Source organism: Corynebacterium genitalium ATCC 33030, from assembly GCF_000143825.1.
Lineage (GTDB): Bacteria > Actinomycetota > Actinomycetes > Mycobacteriales > Mycobacteriaceae > Corynebacterium > Corynebacterium genitalium.
In genome coordinates, this window is sequence record NZ_CM000961.1 from 2,302,660 (window position 1) to 2,323,931 (window position 21,272).

Here is a 21,272-nt window from a genome sequence, read left to right on the forward strand (position 1 = left end):
GCGCGACCGTTTATCCTTGAAGAATGCACTTCCACTTCGACGTCGACGAGGCCTTTGCCAAGCAGCACAACGAAATGCTCCGGGACACCCGCAAGGCAGTCATCTCCGGTGTTTCACTGTTTGTCATCTGTCTTATCGCGGGCCTGCTCGTCTGGTTCTTGGTGGATCCGGCTTCGCCGTGGCGATGGGTCGGCGGACTCGGCCTGATCTTTTTCGGGTTGATGATGCTGCTCGTCGCGTTTCTGGTTCCCCGTTCTGTCGGCTCGGCCCAGGACCTGTATGACCGCTATCCGCTCGTACCGGCGGTGATCGCTGAGGTCAACCCCCGCGACAGCGTCATCATGGCGCTTGTGAACATCAACGTCGACGAGAACCAGCCACCGACGTACGCGGCGGCGCTGCGGACCGTGACCGCGATCCCTGGGATGGATACCCCCAAAAAAGGCATGAAGCTACCGGCCGTGGCTGTCGGCGGACGGCGCACGACACGCGACACGGAGCACTTCCAAGAGGTGAGCCCGATGCCGATCGCGTGGGCGACGCCGGATGCGGATGTCGTCGATAAGGCGCGCGAAGCGATCCCGCAGGACCAGTGGCAGAAACTCGAAAAGGCCCGCAAGCGCTACAGCGAGGTCAAAGAGACCCCCTACAACCTGCTTGTTCTCTGATTTCCCCGCGAGAGCGCTACCCCGCCTTTCAGGAAAGCTCCAAAGTCCTGCAAGATTGTTCATTTTGAATTTAGGCTCGGGAAACCTCGGGTTAGGGCGGCATGCCCACAGTGGATAGTGACCACTCCGACAACAACATGCCGAAGGTTCTCACGTGTTCACCAAATCCAAGTATTTCAAAACCATTGCGATCGTTTCCGGTTCCGCACTGTTCATCACCGCTTGCGCCGCGGAGAATGAGAACGGCGAGAACGTAGCTGAAGAAACCGCTACCGCCACCGAAACCGATGTCGAGGAAGTCGACCCAGTCTACGGCGAAAAGAACGGCCTGGACCTGATTGAGCTGCAGGACGACAAGCCTGAGGTCGCTGAGGTCGAGGTTGACAATGAGCCTGACCGTATTGCCATGAACCTCATGGAGGACACCTCCACTGAGATGGGCTTCAACTGGTACACCAAGGACGACCTCGATGACTCCATGCTGCTCGTCTCCGAGCAGGAGGACATGTCCGAAGCCATGGAGTTCCCGGCCGAGGCTACAGAGGTGACCAACCGCTACGCCGAGCGCGATAAGGACGGCTACTTCATCTACTCCGCCGCGACCTTCGACGAAGAGGGCGACATGCTTGTCGACGATGAAGGCAACCCCGAAGAGGTCGAGGGTTACTTCACCGACGAGCAGATCGACCGCGAGAACACGAAGTGGACCGCTGACGGTTCCAAGCTCGCACACCTTGCGCTTGTCGACGTCAAGGAGCACTCCAACAAGGCGACCGCCACCGGCCTTGAGCCCAACAAGACCTACTACTTCCAGGTCGGTTCCGAGTCTGAGGGGTACTCCGAGACCGGTACGTTCACCACCTCGAACCCGGATGAGGAGAGCTTCCAATTCATCCACTACACCGACACCCAGAACGCCTACTGGAACGAGCATGTGAACAACGAGGCGGCGTACGGCGCCAACACCTTGGAGAAGGCCATGGAGGTCGCTCCGGACGCCAACTTCGCGCTCCACACCGGTGACTTCGTTGAGACCGCGGCCGTCGAGGATGAGTGGGTCGATAACCTCAACGCTTCCCACGACGCCAACATTAAGCTGCCGCACGCCTACACCCCGGGTAACCACGATGAGTACAACCTGCGTTGGGAAGAGGGCGTTCACGAGACCGCCTTCAACGAGCACACCAACGTGCCCGTCAGCAATGACAAGATCGATGGCGGCTCCTACTACTCCTTCGACTACTCCGGCGCACACTTCGTGGTGATGAACACCAACGACAACAAGGAGTCTGACGACAACCCGGACGAGGGTGCAGTCGGCCGCGAGCAGATGGAGTGGGCGAAGGAGGACATCCGTAAGGCCCGCGAGAACGGTGCGAACTGGATCATCCTGGCCTACCACAAGCCGGTCTACTCCGCGTCCTACCACTCCCTGCAGGACGAGGACGTCCAGGTCACCCGTGAGGAGTTCGTCCAGATGGCTGACGAGCTTGACGTCGACCTGGTTCTCCAGGGCCACGACCACAACCTGACCCGCACGAAGTCCCTGACGTATAGCCCGGACAACTTCTCCTACGGCGAAGTCGAGGACACCGAAAAGCGTGAGATCGACGGCGTTGAGCACCACGTCAACCCGGACGGTGTCACCTACGTCATCCCGAACACCTCGGGCACCAAGACCTACGACGCGATCTACCAGAAGGGCGCTGACCACGTTCACAAGGTCCGCGAGAAGCTCGACTGGATGACCGAGGAGGACGTCGACACCTGGAACGATCTCTTCGATGTCGCTGAGCAGCCGGAGAAGACTCCGAAGTTCGACCACAAGCACGACAACTACCGCCAGTCGACGATCCAGAGCTTCGCCGTCTACACCGTCACCGAGAAGGAATTCAAGATCGACTTCTACCAGGTCGAGGGTGACCTGCACAACGGTGAGGACCGCGAGGTCAAGCTGTACAACTCCTACGGCATCACTAAGGAGTAAATGCTCGCAGGTGGCTGATCACCCAGCCGCGTGAGACAAGAAAAGCCGGGCATAAGCCCGGCTTTTCGCATTGCTATCTGCTCACGCTTCTAGATGAACTGGCGAATGAGCGCAATGACCGCGACAACAACGATGACACCCTTGAGGAAGCGGTTGGAGACCCGCTTAGCAATGCGGGCGCCGACCAGTCCGCCAATGACACCGCCGGCCGCGAGGATGAGAACACCGAGCCATAGAACCTCAGCTCCAAAGAAGAGGTAGGCGATGAGGTACACCAGTGCCGCGACGGTGTTGACGATCATGGACAGGAAATTCTTCACCGGGTTGACGTCCTTGAACGACCTACCAGTGCCCACGCCCATGACAGCCAAGTAGATGATGCCCTGAGCCGCGGTGAAGAACCCGCCGTAGACGGATGCTAGACCCATCGCTCCGACGAGGCCAGGCTTCTTGTACGCCTCCCCCACAGGCTCGTCGCTTTCCGCCTGCACCTCGGCATTACGGGTCTCCGAATCCTTGCCCACACGCGCAAGCGTGTCGACGATCCGCTGCTGGAACACCACCAACAGCAATGCCACAACGATGAGGATCGGAATAACGAAGTCGAGCGCACGGGTCGGTGTGAACAATAACAGCAACGAGCCCGACGCCGCGCCAATAATGGTCATGATTATCAGCGGGCGCAGCCACGGCATCTCACGCTTCGTCTCGTGGCGGAAGCCCCACGCCGAGCCGAAAGACGCGAACATCAGGCCGATCGTGTTGGTGCGTACCGCCACACCGGGTGGCACGCCCATGGCGAGAAGCACCGGGAGCGTGAGCAGCGAGCCCGAACCCACAGCGGAGTTGATAATGCCCGCCATGATGCCCATGACGAACAGCAGAATCGAAGGTAGAACGTCCACGGAAACCTCCCAGCAGGCAAACTATTAAGCCCTTGCATCGTACGTCACCAGGGAAGATGCGGCGAAATTGAGCGGCATGGTTTCGTTGGCTGGGGTGCATCCGGAACGCAGCGCTATACCGTCTTTGGGCATGTGAAAAGCGCCCTGGGCACGGTGTGTGTCCAGGGCGCTTGTGTATTGAGTTGTTTGTGTGTTTTTGGTCGGCGGTAACTTACTCTCCCACACCCTCCCGGGTGCAGTACCATCAGCGCGGGTGGGCTTAGCTTCCGGGTTCGGAATGGGACCGGGCGTTTCCCCACCGCTATCAACCACCGACACACCCATAGGGCTGTGTCATGGTGACCACCACACGTCTGCGTGTGTGGTGTGGTCGGTTGTTTAGTTATCTGTATCTGTGGCACATGTGTGTGTGGTGTGTCAGATACTGCATAGTGGACGCGAACAGTGTGCAATTGTTTGTGTTGTTTGTTTGTGCACGGTGTTTTGTTTTGTTGTTGGTGTATTAGTACCAGTCACCTTCGCACATTACGGTGCTTCCAGATCTGGCCTATCAACCCCATCGTCTGTGGGGAACCTCGAATGAAACCTCATCTTGAAACAGGCTTCCCGCTTAGATGCTTTCAGCGGTTATCCCTTCCGTACGTAGCCAACCAGCGATGCTCCTGGCGGAACAACTGGCACACCAGAGGTACGTCCGTCCCGGTCCTCTCGTACTGGGGACAGCCTTTCTCAAGTTTCAACGCGCGCGGCGGATAGAGACCGAACTGTCTCACGACGTTCTGAACCCAGCTCGCGTGCCGCTTTAATGGGCGAACAGCCCAACCCTTGGGACCTACTCCAGCCCCAGGATGCGACGAGCCGACATCGAGGTGCCAAACCATCCCGTCGATATGGACTCTTGGGGAAGATCAGCCTGTTATCCCCGGGGTACCTTTTATCCGTTGAGCGACACCACATCCACAAGTAGGTGCCGGATCACTAGTCCCGACTTTCGTCCCTGCTCGACATGTAGGTCTCGCAGTCAAGCTCCCTTGTGCACTTACACTCTAGACACCTGATTGCCAACCAGGCTGAGGGAACCTTTGGGCGCCTCCGTTACTCTTTGGGAGGCAACCGCCCCAGTTAAACTACCCACCAGGCACTGTCCCCAACCCAGATCATGGGCCAAGGTTAAGACATCCACTACGGTCAGAGTGGTATTTCACTTGCCGACTCCACACCCACTAGCGTGAACGCTTCTAAGTCTCCCACCTATGCTACACAAACCGCAGTAAACACCAATACCAAGCTATAGTGAAGGTCCCGGGGTCTTTTCGTCCTGCCGCGCGTAACGAGCATCTTTACTCGTAGTGCAATTTCACCGGGCCTGTGGTTGAGACAGCAGGGAAGTCGTTACGCCATTCGTGCAGGTCGGAACTTACCCGACAAGGAATTTCGCTACCTTAGGATGGTTATAGTTACCACCGCCGTTTACTGGGGCTTAAATTCTCCGCTTCGACCACAAAGGGTCTAACAGGTCCTCTTAACCTTCCAGCACCGGGCAGGCGTCAGTCCGTATACATCAACTTGACCGTCTTCGCACGGACCTGTGTTTTTGATAAACAGTCGCTTCCCTCTCTTCTCTGCGACCACAACCAGCTCACACACGCATGGTGCGCTCACCAGTCATGGCCCCCCTTCTCCCGAAGTTACGGGGGCAATTTGCCGAGTTCCTTAACCACAGTTCACCCGACCGCCTGAGTATTTTCTACCTGACTACCTGTGTCGGTTTCGGGTACGGGCCGTACACACACATCGCTAGAGGCTTTTCTCGACAGCATAGGATCACCACCATCACCCACATATGGGCTACGCATCACGCCTCACACAAACAGGACCGCATTTGACTAGTCCATGTGCCACACGCTTGCACCACAATCCACTTAAGTGGCGTAGCTACCTGACTGCGTCACCCCATCACTGAACTACAACGGATCAGGCCCCACGCATCACACCCACCCGCAAACCAAAGGAATGCATGGCGGGTGGTCAGGGTGGTTAGTATCACCGCTTCGCACTTGGGCGCGTATGCACGGGTACGGGAATATCAACCCGTTGACCATCGACTACGCCTGTCGGCCTCGCCTTAGGACCCGACTCACCCTGGGAAGACGAACTTGACCCAGGAACCCTTAGTCATCCGGCGGATACGATTCTCACGCATCATTCGTTACTCATGCCTGCATTCTCACTCGCACACAGTCCACGCCCCCTTCCGGTAACGCTTCACCCCATGCACGACGCTCCCCTACCCATATAAAAATATGCCGCGGCTTCGGCGGTGTACTTGAGCCCCACTGAATTGTCGGCGCGCAACCACTCGACCAGTGAGCTATTACGCACTCTTTCAAGGGTGGCTGCTTCTAAGCCAACCTCCTGGCTGTCTTCGCGATTACACATCCTTTTCCACTTAGCACACCCTTAGGGGCCTTAACCGGCGATCTGGGCTGTTTCCCTCTCGACTATGAAGCTTATCCCCCACAGTCTCACTGCCGCGCACCAATGTAAACCGGCATTCGGAGTTTGGCTGACATTGCTAAGATGATAGTCCCGCTCAACCAACCAGTAGCTCTACCTCCGGCACACCTACGCGACGCTGCACCTAAATGCATTTCGGGGAGAACCAGCTATCACGGAGTTTGATTGGCCTTTCACCCCTACCCACAACTCATCCCCGCAGTTTTCAACCTACGTGGGTTCGCGCCTCCACAACCTCTTACAGCTGCTTCACACTGGCCATGGGTAGATCACCCCGCTTCGGGTCCAGGACATGCCACTTACAACACACAATTAGCATTCGCTTTCGCTACGACTACCCCAAACGGGTTAACCTCGCGACATGCCGCTGACTCGCAGGCTCATTCTTCAAAAGGCACGCCATCACACACACAGAAGGTGCTCTGACGGATTGTAAGCGCACAGTTTCAGGAACTCTTTCACTCCCCTCCCGGGGTACTTTTCACCATTCCCTCACGGTACTATCCACTATCGGTCACACTAGGTATTTAGGCTTACCGGGTGGTCCCGGCAGATTCACAGCAGATTCCACGAGCCCGCTGCTACTCGGGGCAAACACGACACACAACCAGCACACGCCTTCACGTACAGGACTCTCACCTCCTCCGGCAGACCATCCCAGGCCACTTCCGCTAACACGCACTAGAAATGCAACGACTGGCAGACCGTTGACCATCGCACCCCACAACACCGCACACGCAACCCCTGCCAGGTATCACACGCACACGGTTTAGCCTCATCCGCGTTCGCTCGCCGCTACTAACAGAATCATTATTATTTTCCTCTCCCACCGGTACTGAGATGTTTCACTTCCCGGTATCACCCCCGCACAACTATGAATTCATCATACGGTGACCACACACAACCGTGGCCGGGTTTCCCCATTCGGACATCCTCGGATCAACGCTTTGTTGACAACTCCCCGAGGCATAACGCAGCCTCACACGTCCTTCATCGGCCCAGCATGCCAAGGCATCCACCATGCGCCCTTAAGCAACAAACACAAACACACACCCACACCAACCACAACAAAAAGCCGTAATCAGCGCTCTAAGCGTGTGCCCGGATACACAAACACATACTCACAATCACAAAAATACTCACACCAAACCAGAACAAGAACAATCATCCTCGCCCCAACTCGATGAGAAATACACTTCTCTTCAAAGAAGAAAGATGCTCGCGTCCACTATACAGTTCTCACACACCACACCCAGCAGACACAAACACCACCACAGTGACATTCGTATCTATCCGGGCCACAAGGACAACCACCCACACACCACGCAACCCACAAACGAGTCACACCACAGTGTGCGGGCACCATGTGCTGCCCCAGACACCCAACAGCGCACCAATGCTTCTGACAAAAACCGGTTGATTGCTCAATCATGCGACACCCACACACATCCCTGCGTGCTTCTCTTGGAGGCATCCATGCCCCCCGGGTGCGTGTCCACCTGGAAATTTTCCACAACATACGGGTCTGCAGCACCACACACGGATACTCAACAGCCCAACCCCACACCCAGTACAGGTAACTACCTGACCATGCGGGGCCAATAAAAAGTAATGCTCCTTAGAAAGGAGGTGATCCAGCCGCACCTTCCGGTACGGCTACCTTGTTACGACTTCGTCCCAATCGCCGATCCCACCTTCGACAGCTCCCTAACAAGTTTGGGCCACTGGCTTCGGGTGTTACCAACTTTCATGACGTGACGGGCGGTGTGTACAAGGCCCGGGAACGTATTCACCGCAGCGTTGCTGATCTACGATTACTAGCGACTCCGACTTCATGGGGTCGAGTTGCAGACCCCAATCCGAACTAAGGCCGGCTTTAGAGCGATTAGCGCCTCCTCACGAAGTAGCTGCGCGTTGTACCGACCATTGTAGCATGTGTGAAGCCCTGGACATAAGGGGCATGATGATTTGACGTCATCCCCACCTTCCTCCGAGTTAACCCCGGCAGTCTCTCATGAGTCCCCAACCAAATGCTGGCAACATAAGACAAGGGTTGCGCTCGTTGCGGGACTTAACCCAACATCTCACGACACGAGCTGACGACAACCATGCACCACCTGTACACCAGCCACAAGGGAAGCTACATCTCTGCAGCGATCCGGTGTATGTCAAGCCCAGGTAAGGTTCTTCGCGTTGCATCGAATTAATCCACATGCTCCGCCGCTTGTGCGGGCCCCCCGTCAATTCCTTTGAGTTTTAGCCTTGCGGCCGTACTCCCCAGGCGGGGCGCTTAATGCGTTAGCTACGGCACGAACCCCGTGGAAGGGACTCACACCTAGCGCCCACCGTTTACGGCATGGACTACCAGGGTATCTAATCCTGTTCGCTACCCATGCTTTCGCTCCTCAGCGTCAGTTACTGCCCAGAGACCTGCCTTCGCCATCGGTGTTCCTCCTGATATCTGCGCATTCCACCGCTACACCAGGAATTCCAGTCTCCCCTACAGCACTCAAGTTATGCCCGTATCGCCTGCAACCCCGCAGTTAAGCTGCGGTATTACACAAACGACGCGACAAACCACCTACGAGCTCTTTACGCCCAGTAATTCCGGACAACGCTCGCACCCTACGTATTACCGCGGCTGCTGGCACGTAGTTAGCCGGTGCTTCTTATCCAGGTACCGTCACAAAACGCTTCGTCCCTGGCGAAAGGAGTTTACAACCCGAAGGCCGTCATCCCCCACGCGGCGTCGCTGCATCAGGCTTGCGCCCATTGTGCAATATTCCCCACTGCTGCCTCCCGTAGGAGTCTGGGCCGTATCTCAGTCCCAATGTGGCCGTACACCCTCTCAGGCCGGCTACCCGTCGACGCCTTGGTAGGCCATTACCCCACCAACAAGCTGATAGGCCGCGAGCTCATCCCACACCGAAAAAACTTTCCACCACACCATCCAAGACGTGGTCCTATCTGGTATTAGACCCAGTTTCCCAGGCTTATCCCAAAGTGCAGGGCAGATCACCCACGTGTTACTCACCCGTTCGCCACTCGAGTACCGAAGCAAGCTTCGGCCTTTCCGTTCGACTTGCATGTGTTAAGCACGCCGCCAGCGTTCATCCTGAGCCAGGATCAAACTCTCCACAAAAACAGTTTCAACAAAACACAGTGAAACAGGCCGTGAAAAGCCCAAAACCCAACCAAAACAAAACCACCCACACACAAAGCGCATCAGCACAAAAAGCCATGCACCAGTACGTGAACTGGCAATCCTAAAATTACTAGACAAACCAAAAGGTTCATCCACATGTTGCCCCTCATCCCTGACGGGGAAAAAGAAGAAGCAACAAAAAATATATTTCCAATCAGTCACACACGACCAACCAGCACAGTGACACCCCATCAATAGGTTCAAGCACCACCGACCAGCACACACCACACACAAACACGTGCAGGCATCAAGGTCGCACACAACCAACCAAAAAACATTGGCACACTATCGAGTTCTCACACAACACACGCACGCTCTTCGGGAACTTTTGTTCTTTGCTCCGTCCGAAGCGGCTTGATCGACTTTACTGGAGACCAACACTCCGTGTCAATTCCTTTGTAAGTTCGATTTGTTTTCGTCACTACGTTCCGTTTACCAGTTGGTAACGTCTCGCAGCGACGGAACAACACAATAACTCCAAAGCTCCGAAGAACGCAAATATTTGTTAGAACCGGTTGTTTACCTGCATAAACGGGCGCCTAAACCGTGTATTAACTGGGCGCTCAACCGCTGAAATGCGCGCCACATGCTTCCAGCTTCTAAAAGTAGGCGGCTACCGGCCCACGCGAGGTGTTGATCACGTCGATGGATGTGCCGAAGATCGAGGACAACAGGTCGGAGCGAACGACATCCTTGGGAGGGCCGAATTCTACGATCTGGCCGTCTTTGACCGCGCAGATGTAATCGGCGTAGCGGGCCGCGAAGTTGATGTCGTGCAGAACGACGATGATGGTCCTACCCAGGTTCTCTGCGGCATCATGCAGGTGGCGCATCATGTCCACCGAGTGGGAGATGTCGAGGTTGTTGAGGGGTTCGTCGAGAAGCACATAGTCCGTCTCTTGCGCGAGAACCATGGCGACGTATGCACGCTGACGCTGGCCGCCGGACAACTGGTCCAGGTACCGCCCCTCGAGCCCGCGCAGACCAAGGAAGTCGATGTAGCGCGAGATGATCTCCTCGTCTTCGGCGGTCAGGCGCCCCTTGCTGTAGGGGAAACGGCCGAATCCGACGAGTTGGCGCACAGTGAGCTTGGTGACAAAGTTGTTCTCCTGGCGCAGGATCGACAATTCCTTGGCGAGTTCCTTGCTCTTCACGGCGGAGATGTCGTGGCCTGCCACAGTGACGGTGCCGGAGTCCTGCTCCAGAAGCCGGCCAATGATGGTGAGCAACGTGGACTTGCCCGCGCCGTTCGGTCCGATGAGGGCGGTCATGCCGCCAGCGGGAATTTCTAGGTCGATCGGCCCGATCTCTGTTTCTTGGCCGTACGTTTTCTCGACCGAGGACAGCTTGATCACAGCGACCCCTTTCTCAGAATCACAGCGAGGAACACGACGCCGCCGACGAGTTCAATGATGATGGACACGATGCCCTGGGCGTAGAAAATGTGGTTCATCACGAAGTACGCCCCGGTCATGACGACGAATCCGATGAGCGCAGCCATCGGGAAGATGTACCGGTGATCGTAGGTGTCCGCGAACTGGTACGCCAAAGTGGCCACGAGGAATCCGAGGAACGTCATCGGCCCGACCAGCGCTGTCGAGACTGCCATGAGCAGGCTGACGAGCACCAGCACATAGATTGCGTGGCCACGGTGGTTCACACCGAGGTTGATGGCGGGGTCACACCCCAGCGCCAAGACGTTGAGAACTCGCGAGTGCACCAGCAGCAACAGCGCCCCGCCGAGCGCCAACGGGATGGCCGCCGGAAAGTACTCCGGGTCAGCGTTATTCACGGATCCGAACAACCGCGCTGTGAGCACGTCGAATTCGCTTGGGGTCAGCATGCGCTGCATGAATGTGGACAAGCTCGCGAGTCCGCCGCCCATGACCACACCGACGAGCAGCATTGCGTGCATGTTGTTCTTGCCGGTCAGCAACCATGAATAGAGCAACAGCGAAAACCCGACCATGACCACGAGCTGCAGCACGAACATCTCTACCGTGCGCGCGTTGGTCAAACCCACCGCGCCGAAGAAGTAGACGGTGGACGTGTGAATAGCCACGTAGAGGGCCTCAAAACCCATGATTGACGGCGTGATGATGCGATTGCCGGTCACCGTGTGAAACGACACTGTTGCCATCGCCTGGCATATCGCCACCAGCGCCATGACCAGGACGGAGTTCGCGCGGCGCTCCGCAATGAGCCAGTACCCCCGCGTGCCCACGTCCATCGGGTTCTCGTACGCGAGCAGCCCCCACGTCAGACTGGCGGCGAGCACCAGCAGACACACGATGACGATCCAGTAACGCCGTTTGCTTGTCGACGACTGAAACGCCCCCACATGCCTCGCCCGAGCTGCAGTTGTTTCCTTTGTTCCTGCCGTCATGACCGCTCCTGCCTGATGATCAACACCACGAACACGACTGCACCGACGACGCCGAGGATGACCGAGACGGGCATCTCGAACGGCGCGATGATGGTCCGGCCGATGATGTCGCACACCGTCACCACGGCGATGCCGAGCAGGCACACCCAGGGAAGGTTGGAGCGCAAATCATCGCCCCGGAACATGGACACCAGATTGGGCACGATCAAACCGATAAACGGCAGCATGCCTACTACGACTGTGACCACGCCTGAGGCGATGGCGACCAGACCGACGCCGAGCAGCACAACCCGCTCGTAGTTCAAGCCGACATTCGTGGCGATGTCTTTACCCAGGCCAGCCACAGTGAGCCGGTCAGCGAAGACGAACACGAGGACAACGACAATGGCAACGACCCACAGCACTTCATACTGCCCGCGGATCACCGACGTGTAGGAGCCGGCGAACCAAATGCCCAGCGACTGGAGCATGTCGGTCTGCATGGCGAAAAACGTGGAGATAGAACTGACCACCGCCCCGAGCATGATCCCGATGATCGGCACAATCAGCGAGGATTTCAGCGCCACCCGGCGCAGGAATCCAAAGAACACCATGGTGCCCACGAAGGCGAACACCACTGCGACGACCATGCGCACAGTCAGCGAAGGGTTCGGGATGAAGTAAAGCGCCACCAACAGGCCGAGCCCGGCCCACTCTGTTGTACCGGTCGTAGTGGGTTCGACGAACCTGTTCTGGGTAAGCAGCTGCATCACCATGCCGCTCATGGCCATCGCCATCCCTGACAGCACGAGTGCGATGGTGCGTGGGACGCGGGTAGTCCAGAACATGTCGGCGCCGTCGTCGTTGCCGAGGATGTCGTACTGTCCCACCACCAACGAGACGGCGAGCAACCCGGCAACAACGGCGATACCCGCCAGCAGCTTCCATTCGGCGAGCGGCGGGCGGGTCTTCGCGGATAAGCGATGCGGCACTAAGCGCCAGCCTCCCACTGATCGGCAAGAACGTTGAAAATCTCGGTGTAGGTCAGGATCGATTCGTTAGTGTACGTGTCCGCAGGAGCAATGTAGATGTTGCCCTCCTTCACAGCGGTGACGTTGCCCAGAGCCTGGCTCTCATCCAGGACCTGCTGGGCGGGAGCGGAGTCCTCGGTGCGCACGCCGGCGTCGCGGTCGAGCACAAGCATCCAGTCCGGGTTCGCCTGGGCGATAGCCTCCACGGAGATGTCGTCGCCCTGGTGGTCATCACTGCCGTCCTCGATTTCCAGAGCAGGGGTCAGCCCGAGCAGGTCGAACAGCGGACCCCAGGTACGACCGACCTTCGGAGCGACGTAGCCGATCTCACCGCCGGAGACATTGACGGCCATGACCTTCCACTCATCGTTGTAAGCCTTCTTCGCGCGGTCGAGCGCAGAGGTGAAGTCATCCGCCATCTTCTTGGCTTCTTCTTCGCGGTCGAAGATCTTGCCCAGGGCGTCGACCTGGCGCAGGAGCTCCTTGTCCAACGGCTCGCCCTCGCGCGGCTCGAGGTCGATGAGGACTGCATCCGGAACCAGCTTCTCAATCTCCTCGTTGTATTCGGAGAAACGCTGGCCGGAAACAATCACCTGCGGCTCAGCAGCGACGATCGCCTCCAGATTCGGCTCGCGGTGGTTACCAATGTCAATGATGTCGTCGTTGTCCGCGATGCCCGGAATGGTCTCCGGCACGAGCGCGCGGGCGGCGGCGACGGGCTGGATGCCCCACTCGTCGAGGATCTCGAAGCTGCGGTTGTCCAGGGCGACGACGGAAGACGGGTTGACCGGAACCTCCTTGGATCCCTCGTTGTCCTCGATGGTGACCGTGTCGGAGGCACCGTCTCCCTCAGCACCGTTGTCGGAGGAACCGGCGTCTGCCTGGGTGGTTTCAGCCGAATCGCCGGCAGAGTCATCCGCGTTGCCAGCGCAGCCGGCGAGGGTCAGTGAGGCAGCAGTCACGATGGCAACGAGCCGGGAAACACGTTTCATAGGAGATCCTCCATACATAGAAAGTTGGTAAGCTTTGCCTAACCTATCACATGACCCCTAGGGGTCAATACCCCTCCCCCAACATCACACTTCCTAACCGCTGATTGACCAGTGGTCGGCCAACTCATTGAGGATGAGGATGTACGTGCTTGCCCCTGCCACCTCTGGGACGTCAAACGGGCCGACGTAGATGTTCACGTTCTCAACCGCCGGAGTTTCCGCAAGCTCTTTATCATCCAGAAGCAGCTTCAACGCCGGTACATAGTCGGACGAGCGCATATCCGGTTCACGCTCCTCGACGAGAATGACGTCTGGCTCTTCGTTCAGCTCCACTGGTTTAAGGCCCACCATGTCCATCACGGGACCCCACAGCTTCCCACCGTCTGCAGGAAGGGGCTCGGCAGCTTCACCACTGGCTTCCACAGCCGTCGCCGACCAGTCTTCCCCGACCGCGTTGCGGGCCCGCTCGAGAGCGTCGGAGAAGTCGCTGTCCATCTGCTCCGCTTCTTCTTCTTTGTCGAAGATGACGCCCAGAACCTGCACTTGACGCACCATTTCCCAATCCAGCGGCGGATCGGGGCGCGGAGTGAGATCCACCACCGGCGCTCCCGCGACATCTTGGAGCTCGGAGGCGCTGTGGGACGCTTCTGCGCCGACCAGAACCATATCCGGTTCGGCATCTGCAGCCTCTTCGGGGCTGGTCGCGACAATTGCGTCGATACCGAGATCTTTCAACAGCGCCGCCATGCGTGGGTCGAATACCACCACCCGCTCCGGTTTGAACGGCACAGTTTTCGCGCCCTCGTTGTCGACGACGTCCACTGTGTCCCCCGCCCACTCGCCACCCGCGTGACTTTCAGTGGACTCAGGGGCACCGGCGGTGGCTTCCTCCCCGGCCGGCACGCACGCCCCCAGAACCACGGTCAACGTGGCGCACGCTGCGAGGCAGCCCAGCTTCTTCGACATCGTCTTCGCGGTGGTCATAGCGCGCCCAAGTCTACGCGACGGGGTAAAACGCAAGCGGCCCCGGTCCTTGATCAGAACCGGGGCCGCTTGTTGTGGAGATGGCGGGAATTGAACCCGCGTCCTTCGCCACCGCACCAGGGCTTCTCCGTGCGCAGTCCGCACAGATCTCTGCTCGACCCTCCGGATCAGGCGAACATGTCCGGATGATGGGCCCAGTCAGTGAGAGGTGTCCCCTTCAATCACCGCACTGACACGGTGGAAGGGCAAGCTCCCTAGTCGATGCCAGGGTCCGGGACGGGAGCGAGCCCGGCCTGACAGACACGCGGTCGCTACTTAGGCAGCGAGGGCGTAGTCACGCTGAGAGTTCTTCTCTGCGCTTATAACATGCTGCGACGCTTCAATCGGTGGTCTCCAGCCTGCACCGGCACGCTTCCCCTGGCTTAGTCGGCGAAGTCGAAACCAAGTCATCCCCTTGGAGTGAACTTCACTTCCCTCCTGCGGCGGGAACGTACAGTAACACCGCAGGAGCAGTTACTTTACATCCCTGACGGGGCCACACGCAAGTGCTCGACAGTCGCGCCCGGCCCCGCGTCGACCGCCAAGCGCACGGCGTTGGCCACGTTGCCCGCGTCCATCTTCGGCCGGTCGCCGTGCTTCGGGTCCGCCAGCATGTCGGTGTCGGTCCGGCCCGGGTGGATCGAGGTCACACGGATGCGCCCCTTCTCCTCCAGCCGCAGTGAATCGGTGAAACCGCGCAGCGCGAACTTCGAGGCGCAGTAAGCGGTGTTCTCTTCCACCCCGTGGAAACCGGCGCCGGAGTTGATGGTCACAAGCAGGCCACCCGATCGTCGCAAAGCAGGCAGCAATGCGCGCGTGAGCGTAACGGGCGCGAGCACGTTGATATCCATCGTTTCACGCCATTGCTCATCGGAGATCTGCTCGAAGGGATCCTTGTGCAGGACACCAGCGGCAAGGACCACCACATCGACGTTCTCGATCCGCGACGCAGCCGCAAGCAGCGCCTCGGTGTCGCGTAGGTCAACCTCAAACGGCTCGGCGCTGGGCAGCGCACTGACAATGTCGGACGCGTCGCGCGATGCCCCCGCGATGATGTGGTGATCCTTACCCAGCTCTTCCGCGATCGCGCGACCAATGCCACGGGACGCTCCTGTAATCAACGCTGTTTTCATGCCACCCAGTCTAGGCAGGATCAGCGTTAAGCCTTGATCCCCTTGAGTTTCCGCCCCAGATCGCGCGTGATCTCGCGATCTTCAGTGCGCTGCTTAATGGCGCGACGCTTGTCGTAATCCTGCTTACCCTGGGCCAGACCGAGCTCGACTTTGACCCGGCCCTCTTTGAGGTAGAGCTTCAGGGGCACAAGCGTCCGGTTGCCGTCGCGCAGTTTGCCCTCGAGGGTGTCAATCTCGCGACGGTGCAGCAGCAGTTTGCGGGTGCGGCGCGGCGAGTGGTTCGTCCACGACCCCATCGAATACTCGGGGATGTGCAGATTGCGCAGCCACACCTCGCCGTTGTCGATGGTGGCAAAGGCTTCGACGAGGGACGCTTTGCCGTCGCGAAGCGACTTGATCTCCGTGCCCTGCAGCACGATGCCTGTCTCGTAGGTATCCAGGATCGTGTAATCGTGGCGCGCCTTGCGGTTGGAAGCAATGACGTTGGAGCCGTCGGTTTTCTTCTTCTTGGCCATAGGCTACTTCCGGACGTAGGAGCGCAGCGCGACCTGCGCGACAAGGCCGGACACGACCAGCGCGGCGAGGCTGACCAGCGGCATAACGGTCCACACCGCGGAATCCGGCAGACGGGCAATGAGCAGATTCTGGTAGACGGGGTCGAGCATCTGGTCGACAATCTGTGTCTTGATCAGCCACACGCCAACCGTAGCGATGATCCCGCCGATGAGCACCGAGAGAGCTGCCTCGAGAATGAACGGGGCCTGCGTGAACCAGCGGCTGGCACCCACCATGCGCATGATGCTGATTTCCTCGCGGCGCGAATACGCCGCCAGCTGCACCATGTTGGAAATCAGGAAGATCGCAGCAAGCGCCTGAGCCGCCGCGATGATGAAGGTGGCGTTGCGGAACGAATCCATCGAGTCAGCGAGACCACGCACATCACTGGCTTGGTCAGCCACGTAGGCAACCTGGGGCAGGTCGCGGACAGCATCAATCGGCGACGTATCCGTCGGATCCTCCAGCCGCACGTGCAGTGCCGCTGGCATCGAATCGCGGGATGTCTCCTCCACCAGGACCGGGTCAGACTCCTTGAACAGCTCAACGAAGCGCTCGTAGGACTGATCACGGTTGCGGAAAGTCACTGACTCGACGCGTTCATCGGCCTGCAAGATATCGCGCACCTGCGTGCAGCTTTGCGACGAACAATCCTTGTCCGTCTCCGAAACCTCATCACTGAGTTCAACCATGACTTCGACGCGGTCGAGATACAGGTCCTTCGTCTCGCTGGTTACCTGTGACATGAGGATGCCGGCGCCCACGAGCGCCAAGGACAGAGCCGTGGTGATGATCAGCGCGACCGTCATGGTGAGGTTGCGGCCCAAACCGCGGAAGCCCTCACGGAAGATGAAGTTCCAGTTCATTAGCTTTCCCTCCCGTAGACACCGTGCTTATCGTCGCGGATGAGCTTGCCCAGGTGGAGCTCAATGACGCGTTTGCGCATGTCGTTGACCGCACGGGCGTTGTGCGTGGACATCACCACTGTCGTTCCCATCCGGTTGATCCGGGCGAGCAACGCCATGATGTCGTCGGCGGTGGAGGGGTCGAGGTTGCCGGTAGGCTCGTCGGCAAGCAAAAGCCGAGGGCGGTCGACAAACGCGCGCGCGATCGCCACACGCTGCTGCTCACCGCCGGAAAGCTCATTCGGCATCCGGTTCGCTTTGGCATCGAGCCCAACAATCTCGAGGGCCTCCGGAACAAGCTTGTTGATCTTCGTCTTCGACTTACCGATCACCTCGAGGGCGAATGCAACGTTGTCGTAGACGTTGAGCTTCGGCAGCAACCGGAAGTCCTGGAAGACATATCCGATGGACTGACGCAGCTTGTTCACCTCGCTCCCCTTGAGGGCGTTGACGTGGAATTTGTCGAAGTAAATGTCGCCGGAGGTGACGTTCTCTTCGCGGATGAGCAATTCCAGGAAGGACGATTTGCCCGAGCCGGACGGGCCGATGAGGAAGACGAACTCCCCGTTTTCGATGTCGACGGAGATGTCGTCGAGCGCCGGCCGCGTGGACGTCGGGTACACCTTTGTCACGTTGGAGAAAGTGATCACCCGTGTCACTCTAGTGACAGATCGCGCCCGGTTAGAAATCACGCGCCCCATAACCGCAGGTACCCAGACGTGCACGGTACCCCTTACCGCGGACCAGCAGATTCTTTCCCCTCACTCACCATCTGGCTCCGAACCTCTATAGTGACCCTTACCCGTGTAACTCACATCACATATCGGAGGGATCATGACCGATTACCGCTTTCAGCCGTGGCACGAATTTCATCAGGGAATCGAAGGATCACGCCTCCGGGATTCCTTCCGCTCTCTGACCGGCCAAGAGTTCGCCGAAGAAGTAGACATCCTCGCCCACCAGCTAGCCGCGATGGGCGTCGGCCCCGGCGACGTCGTAGCCACGTTCTTGCCCAACCGCCTTGAACTGCTGACCACCATGGCGGCGGCATGGCGGCTGCGGGCCGCGTGCACACCCATGAACCCGACCTTCGCGGCACCTGAATCCGCCTACCAGATCGAGGATTCCGGTGCGAAGGTCGTGGTGACCACGAACGACTTCGCCGCCCGTCAACCAGAGGACTACTTCCCCGGCGCTCGCGTGGCACCCCTCTTCGAGCTCGCAGTATCCGGCCAGCACCGCGAACATGAAGTGCCCAGCTCCCCCAGCTCCTTGCCCGAGCCACCTTCAGCCGATGACATCGCGCTACTGGTCTACACCTCCGGATCTACTGGCCGCCCGAAAGGCGTTATGCTCAGCCACAGCAACCTCAACGCCATGGTGGAAAGCATCTCCGGCGCCCTGGACATGGACGGTGAGATCCACGCGCTGATGCCGTTGCCGCTGTTTCACTCCAACGCGATTCTGGTCAGCTTCCTCGCGCCGTACAGCCGCGGTGGCAAGGTGACCATCCTCGACCGCTTCAACCCAATGGAGTTCATTTCCGCCGTGGCACAGTACCGGCCGACATACTTCTCCGCCGTGCCGGCAATCTTCGCTTACCTGCTGCAGCTGCCGCCGGACTCCGGTGTCGACTTCTCCAGTCTCGAGTTCGCTGTCTGCGGCGCCGCACCGGCCTCCGTGCAGCTCATCGAATCCTTCCAGCAGAAGTACGGTGTGAAGATCCGCGGCGCGTACGGCCTGACCGAGGGAACCGTCGGCTCGACCGCTGTCCGCCTTGACGACGACCCGCCCGCCGGCACCGTGGGCCGAGCCCTACCGGGACAAGAAGTGCGCATCAGCGACGGCGAGGGCGGCTTTCTGCCCACTGGGGAAGCCGGAGAGGTGGTGATCAAAGGCGACAACGTCATGGTCGGCTACCTCAACCGGCCAGAGGAAACCGCGAAGACCGTCGTCGACGGCTGGCTCCACACTGGCGACGTCGGCTACTTGGACGACAACGGTTTCCTGTTCCTCGTTGACCGGATCAAAGACATGATCATCCGCGGCGGAGAGAACCTCTACCCCTCCGAGATTGAGAACGCGCTGAACACCCACCCTGACGTTGTCGAATCCGCTGTGGTCGGGTTGCCGCACGAAGTGCTTGGGGAAGTCCCCGTCGCCTACGTGAGCAATTCCGACCCCGCCACTGTCGACACAACCGCACTATTGGATCACGTCCGTCCCCTGTTGGCCAAGGTCAAGTGGCCGGTACACATCACTACCGTGGAAGATCTGCCGCGCAATCCCGTCGGCAAGGTGGACAAGCCCACAATGCGCGATATGGCGATGCGAGAGTTCCTCCAGCAGGAAGCAAAGACAACGGAGAATAGCTGCTCAAGCACGGTGGAAAGCACCGCACACCACGACAGGGCGACCGGTTCATTCAGAACCTTCGCTGTCCATGCTTGAGGTCATCTCCGATGGCATGAGAGTCATGATCATGATGGCTATCGATCCAAGTACAGGCACAAAGACGAGAATCGTCAGAAGCCCTGAAAAACCCGCGTCTTGCAGCCTCCTCGAGATCAGTGCCAGAAACGGGATCAGAAGAATGACCCCGACCACCTTGCCAACCGGAATTCCGAAGTGAATCTCGAGCATACTGACCGGGATTGAGCCCACAGTGATAGCAAGAAAGACCCACCAATACTCGCTCCGCGAGGCTCGTCCCTTGAAAACAAAGAACTTCGCAAAAAATCTGTACACCGCTTGCGACAGAGACGCATCCCGCAGGGGCTTGTCCAGATTCGTACTAGAGCGCGCTTCACCCATAAAAAGGCTCCTTACGCCGAACGAGTCATTGCCTACCTAAGCCATAGTCAGATCATGCAGATTCGGTGCTGCGCCAACGAATGCCGCTTTCGAGGAACCCGTCGATGTCGCCATCGAGCACCTTCTGCGGGTCGCCTACTTCGTAGTTGGTGCGTAGGTCTTTGACCATTTGGTACGGGTGGAGGACGTAGGAGCGCATCTGGTTGCCCCAGCTGGCGTTGCCGCCAGCACCGAGGGCGTCGAGCTCAGCTTTTTCTTCCTGCCGTTTGCGCTCAAGCAGCTTGGACTGCAGGACGTTCATGGCGGAGGCCTTGTTCTGAATCTGCGACTTTTCGTTTTGGCAGGTCACCACAATGCCGGTGGGCTCGTGGGTGATGCGCACCGCCGAGTCGGTGGTGTTGACCGATTGGCCACCAGGACCGGACGAGCGATAGACGTCGATGCGGATTTCCGAGTCCGGGATGTCGATGTGGTCAGTCTTCTCCACCACCGGCAGAACTTCGACTTCGGCGAAGGAGGTTTGACGGCGCCCCTGGTTGTCGAACGGCGAGATGCGCACCAACCGGTGCGCACCCTGCTCGACGGATAACTGGCCGTACATGTACTCGCCGTGCACGACGAACGTCGCCGACTTGATGCCGGCCTCCTCGGCGTAGGAAATGTCGTAGACATCGACCTTGTGCCCGTTCTTCTCCGCCCAACGGATGTACATGCGCATGAGCATCTCTGCCCAATCCGCCGCGTCGACGCCGCCTGCTCCGGAGCGGATGTTCACCACCGCTTCGCGCTGGTCGTACTCGCCCGACAACATTGTGGTCACTTCGAGGGTTTCGACGGCCGTGGTCAGGTCAGCGAGTTCATCCTCGGCAAGCGTGTAATCGCCCTCTTCCGCGGCGAGCTCGTACATGACGGGCAAGTCGTCGATACGCTGGCGTAGGCTGCGCACCCTGCGCACGCGCGCTTGGACGCTGGAGAGTTCAGTGGTCACGCTCTGAGCGTGCTCGGGGTCGTCCCACAGGCTCGGGTCGGCGGCCTGCTGCTCCAGCTCGCGCGCCCGGGCATCCATCTCGTCGAGGTCCATGACCTTCTCAATGGTGGTCAGGGTCTGCTCGAGCGACTGGATGCGGTTGCTGGTGTCGGGATTCATGTAAGCGCAGTGTAGTAGGAGACGA

The 21,272-nt window shown here is 58.8% G+C and carries 15 protein-coding genes, 3 rRNA genes and 1 other RNA gene; 3 read left to right on the plus strand and 16 right to left on the minus strand.

Annotated elements, in window-relative coordinates:
- Positions 1–23: 23 nt before the first annotated feature.
- Both HMPREF0291_RS10885 and HMPREF0291_RS10890 read left to right on the plus strand, forming a co-directional pair.
- Entirely contained in the window at positions 24–668 is a 645-nt protein-coding gene (locus HMPREF0291_RS10885; protein ID WP_005291489.1) for a DUF3239 domain-containing protein, read from the plus strand.
- Positions 669–822: 154 nt separating this feature from the next.
- Positions 823–2,655, plus strand: a complete 1,833-nt coding sequence (locus tag HMPREF0291_RS10890) for a purple acid phosphatase family protein (RefSeq protein WP_005291491.1) — start codon at positions 823–825, stop codon at positions 2,653–2,655.
- 89 nt (positions 2,656–2,744) lie between these two features.
- Here the strand turns inward: HMPREF0291_RS10890 and HMPREF0291_RS10895 are convergent, their stop codons facing one another.
- The 14 genes from HMPREF0291_RS10895 to ftsE all read right to left on the minus strand — a co-directional run bounded on the left by HMPREF0291_RS10895 (position 2,745) and on the right by ftsE (position 17,936).
- Positions 2,745–3,560: a sulfite exporter TauE/SafE family protein gene (locus tag HMPREF0291_RS10895; RefSeq protein ID WP_005291493.1), complete on the minus strand. Its 816-nt coding sequence runs from the start codon at positions 3,558–3,560 to the stop codon at positions 2,745–2,747.
- Positions 3,561–3,758: 198 nt separating this feature from the next.
- Positions 3,759–3,876 (minus strand): 5S ribosomal RNA (gene rrf / locus HMPREF0291_RS10900).
- Between the two features lie 166 nt (positions 3,877–4,042).
- Positions 4,043–7,119, minus strand: a 23S ribosomal RNA gene (locus HMPREF0291_RS10905).
- 580 nt (positions 7,120–7,699) lie between these two features.
- Positions 7,700–9,219: ribosomal RNA gene (locus HMPREF0291_RS10910) — 16S ribosomal RNA — on the minus strand.
- The 16S, 23S and 5S rRNA genes sit together here, the layout of an rRNA operon.
- Positions 9,220–9,881: 662 nt before the next feature.
- A complete protein-coding gene (locus tag HMPREF0291_RS10915) occupies positions 9,882–10,637 on the minus strand; it encodes an iron ABC transporter ATP-binding protein (RefSeq protein ID WP_005291496.1) in 756 nt (251 codons plus the stop codon).
- On the minus strand, positions 10,634–11,668 hold the full coding sequence (locus tag HMPREF0291_RS10920; protein WP_005291497.1) for an iron chelate uptake ABC transporter family permease subunit: 1,035 nt from the start codon (positions 11,666–11,668) through the stop codon (positions 10,634–10,636). The genes HMPREF0291_RS10915 and HMPREF0291_RS10920 overlap by 4 nt, the downstream gene beginning before the upstream one ends.
- A complete protein-coding gene (locus HMPREF0291_RS10925) occupies positions 11,665–12,639 on the minus strand; it encodes an ABC transporter permease (RefSeq protein ID WP_005291499.1) in 975 nt (324 codons plus the stop codon). The genes HMPREF0291_RS10920 and HMPREF0291_RS10925 overlap by 4 nt, the downstream gene beginning before the upstream one ends.
- Positions 12,639–13,670, minus strand: a complete 1,032-nt coding sequence (locus tag HMPREF0291_RS10930; protein ID WP_005291501.1) for a siderophore ABC transporter substrate-binding protein — start codon at positions 13,668–13,670, stop codon at positions 12,639–12,641. The genes HMPREF0291_RS10925 and HMPREF0291_RS10930 overlap by 1 nt, the downstream gene beginning before the upstream one ends.
- 93 nt (positions 13,671–13,763) lie before the next feature.
- On the minus strand, positions 13,764–14,654 hold the full coding sequence (locus HMPREF0291_RS11395; protein ID WP_005291503.1) for an ABC transporter substrate-binding protein: 891 nt from the start codon (positions 14,652–14,654) through the stop codon (positions 13,764–13,766).
- A 72-nt stretch (positions 14,655–14,726) separates the two neighbouring features.
- Positions 14,727–15,108: a transfer-messenger RNA gene (gene ssrA / locus HMPREF0291_RS11690) on the minus strand.
- Between the two features lie 64 nt (positions 15,109–15,172).
- Positions 15,173–15,826 carry an SDR family oxidoreductase gene (locus HMPREF0291_RS10940; protein ID WP_005291506.1) on the minus strand — a complete coding sequence of 218 codons (654 nt, stop codon included), beginning with the start codon at positions 15,824–15,826 and terminating at the stop codon, positions 15,173–15,175.
- Between the two features lie 26 nt (positions 15,827–15,852).
- Positions 15,853–16,341, minus strand: a complete 489-nt coding sequence (gene smpB / locus HMPREF0291_RS10945; protein WP_005291508.1) for an SsrA-binding protein SmpB — start codon at positions 16,339–16,341, stop codon at positions 15,853–15,855.
- Positions 16,342–16,344: 3 nt separating this feature from the next.
- Positions 16,345–17,247, minus strand: a complete 903-nt coding sequence (gene ftsX / locus HMPREF0291_RS10950) for a permease-like cell division protein FtsX (RefSeq protein WP_005291509.1) — start codon at positions 17,245–17,247, stop codon at positions 16,345–16,347.
- Complete coding sequence (gene ftsE / locus HMPREF0291_RS10955) at positions 17,247–17,936, minus strand: cell division ATP-binding protein FtsE (RefSeq protein ID WP_005291511.1); 690 nt, start codon at positions 17,934–17,936, stop codon at positions 17,247–17,249. Before ftsE ends, ftsX begins: the two co-directional genes overlap by 1 nt.
- Positions 17,937–18,120: 184 nt before the next feature.
- On the opposite strand from ftsE, the gene HMPREF0291_RS10960 reads away from it, so the two are divergent.
- Positions 18,121–19,737: a class I adenylate-forming enzyme family protein gene (locus tag HMPREF0291_RS10960; RefSeq protein ID WP_005291513.1), complete on the plus strand. Its 1,617-nt coding sequence runs from the start codon at positions 18,121–18,123 to the stop codon at positions 19,735–19,737.
- Here HMPREF0291_RS10960 and HMPREF0291_RS10965 read toward each other — a convergent pair.
- Both HMPREF0291_RS10965 and prfB read right to left on the minus strand, forming a co-directional pair.
- Positions 19,708–20,100, minus strand: coding sequence for a DUF805 domain-containing protein (locus tag HMPREF0291_RS10965; protein WP_005291515.1), 393 nt, complete (start codon positions 20,098–20,100; stop codon positions 19,708–19,710). The two genes, HMPREF0291_RS10960 and HMPREF0291_RS10965, sit on opposite strands and share 30 nt — an antisense overlap.
- 52 nt (positions 20,101–20,152) lie before the next feature.
- Entirely contained in the window at positions 20,153–21,247 is a 1,095-nt protein-coding gene (gene prfB, locus HMPREF0291_RS10970; protein ID WP_005291516.1) for a peptide chain release factor 2, read from the minus strand.
- Between the last annotated feature and the right edge of the window lie 25 nt (positions 21,248–21,272).

Excerpts from the sequence above, each read along its gene's own strand:
- HMPREF0291_RS10885 (WP_005291489.1), top strand. The coding sequence starts at position 24 with ATGCACTTCCACTTCGACGTCGACGAGGCCTTTGCCAAGCAGCACAAC.
- HMPREF0291_RS10920 (WP_005291497.1), bottom strand. The coding sequence starts at position 11,668 with ATGACGGCAGGAACAAAGGAAACAACTGCAGCTCGGGCGAGGCATGTG.
- HMPREF0291_RS10930 (WP_005291501.1), bottom strand. The coding sequence starts at position 13,670 with ATGAAACGTGTTTCCCGGCTCGTTGCCATCGTGACTGCTGCCTCACTG.
- HMPREF0291_RS11395 (WP_005291503.1), bottom strand. The coding sequence starts at position 14,654 with ATGACCACCGCGAAGACGATGTCGAAGAAGCTGGGCTGCCTCGCAGCG.
- HMPREF0291_RS10940 (WP_005291506.1), bottom strand. The coding sequence starts at position 15,826 with ATGAAAACAGCGTTGATTACAGGAGCGTCCCGTGGCATTGGTCGCGCG.
- smpB (WP_005291508.1), bottom strand. The coding sequence starts at position 16,341 with ATGGCCAAGAAGAAGAAAACCGACGGCTCCAACGTCATTGCTTCCAAC.
- ftsX (WP_005291509.1), bottom strand. The coding sequence starts at position 17,247 with ATGAACTGGAACTTCATCTTCCGTGAGGGCTTCCGCGGTTTGGGCCGC.
- HMPREF0291_RS10960 (WP_005291513.1), top strand. The coding sequence starts at position 18,121 with ATGACCGATTACCGCTTTCAGCCGTGGCACGAATTTCATCAGGGAATC.
- HMPREF0291_RS10965 (WP_005291515.1), bottom strand. The coding sequence starts at position 20,100 with ATGGGTGAAGCGCGCTCTAGTACGAATCTGGACAAGCCCCTGCGGGAT.
- prfB (WP_005291516.1), bottom strand. The coding sequence starts at position 21,247 with ATGAATCCCGACACCAGCAACCGCATCCAGTCGCTCGAGCAGACCCTG.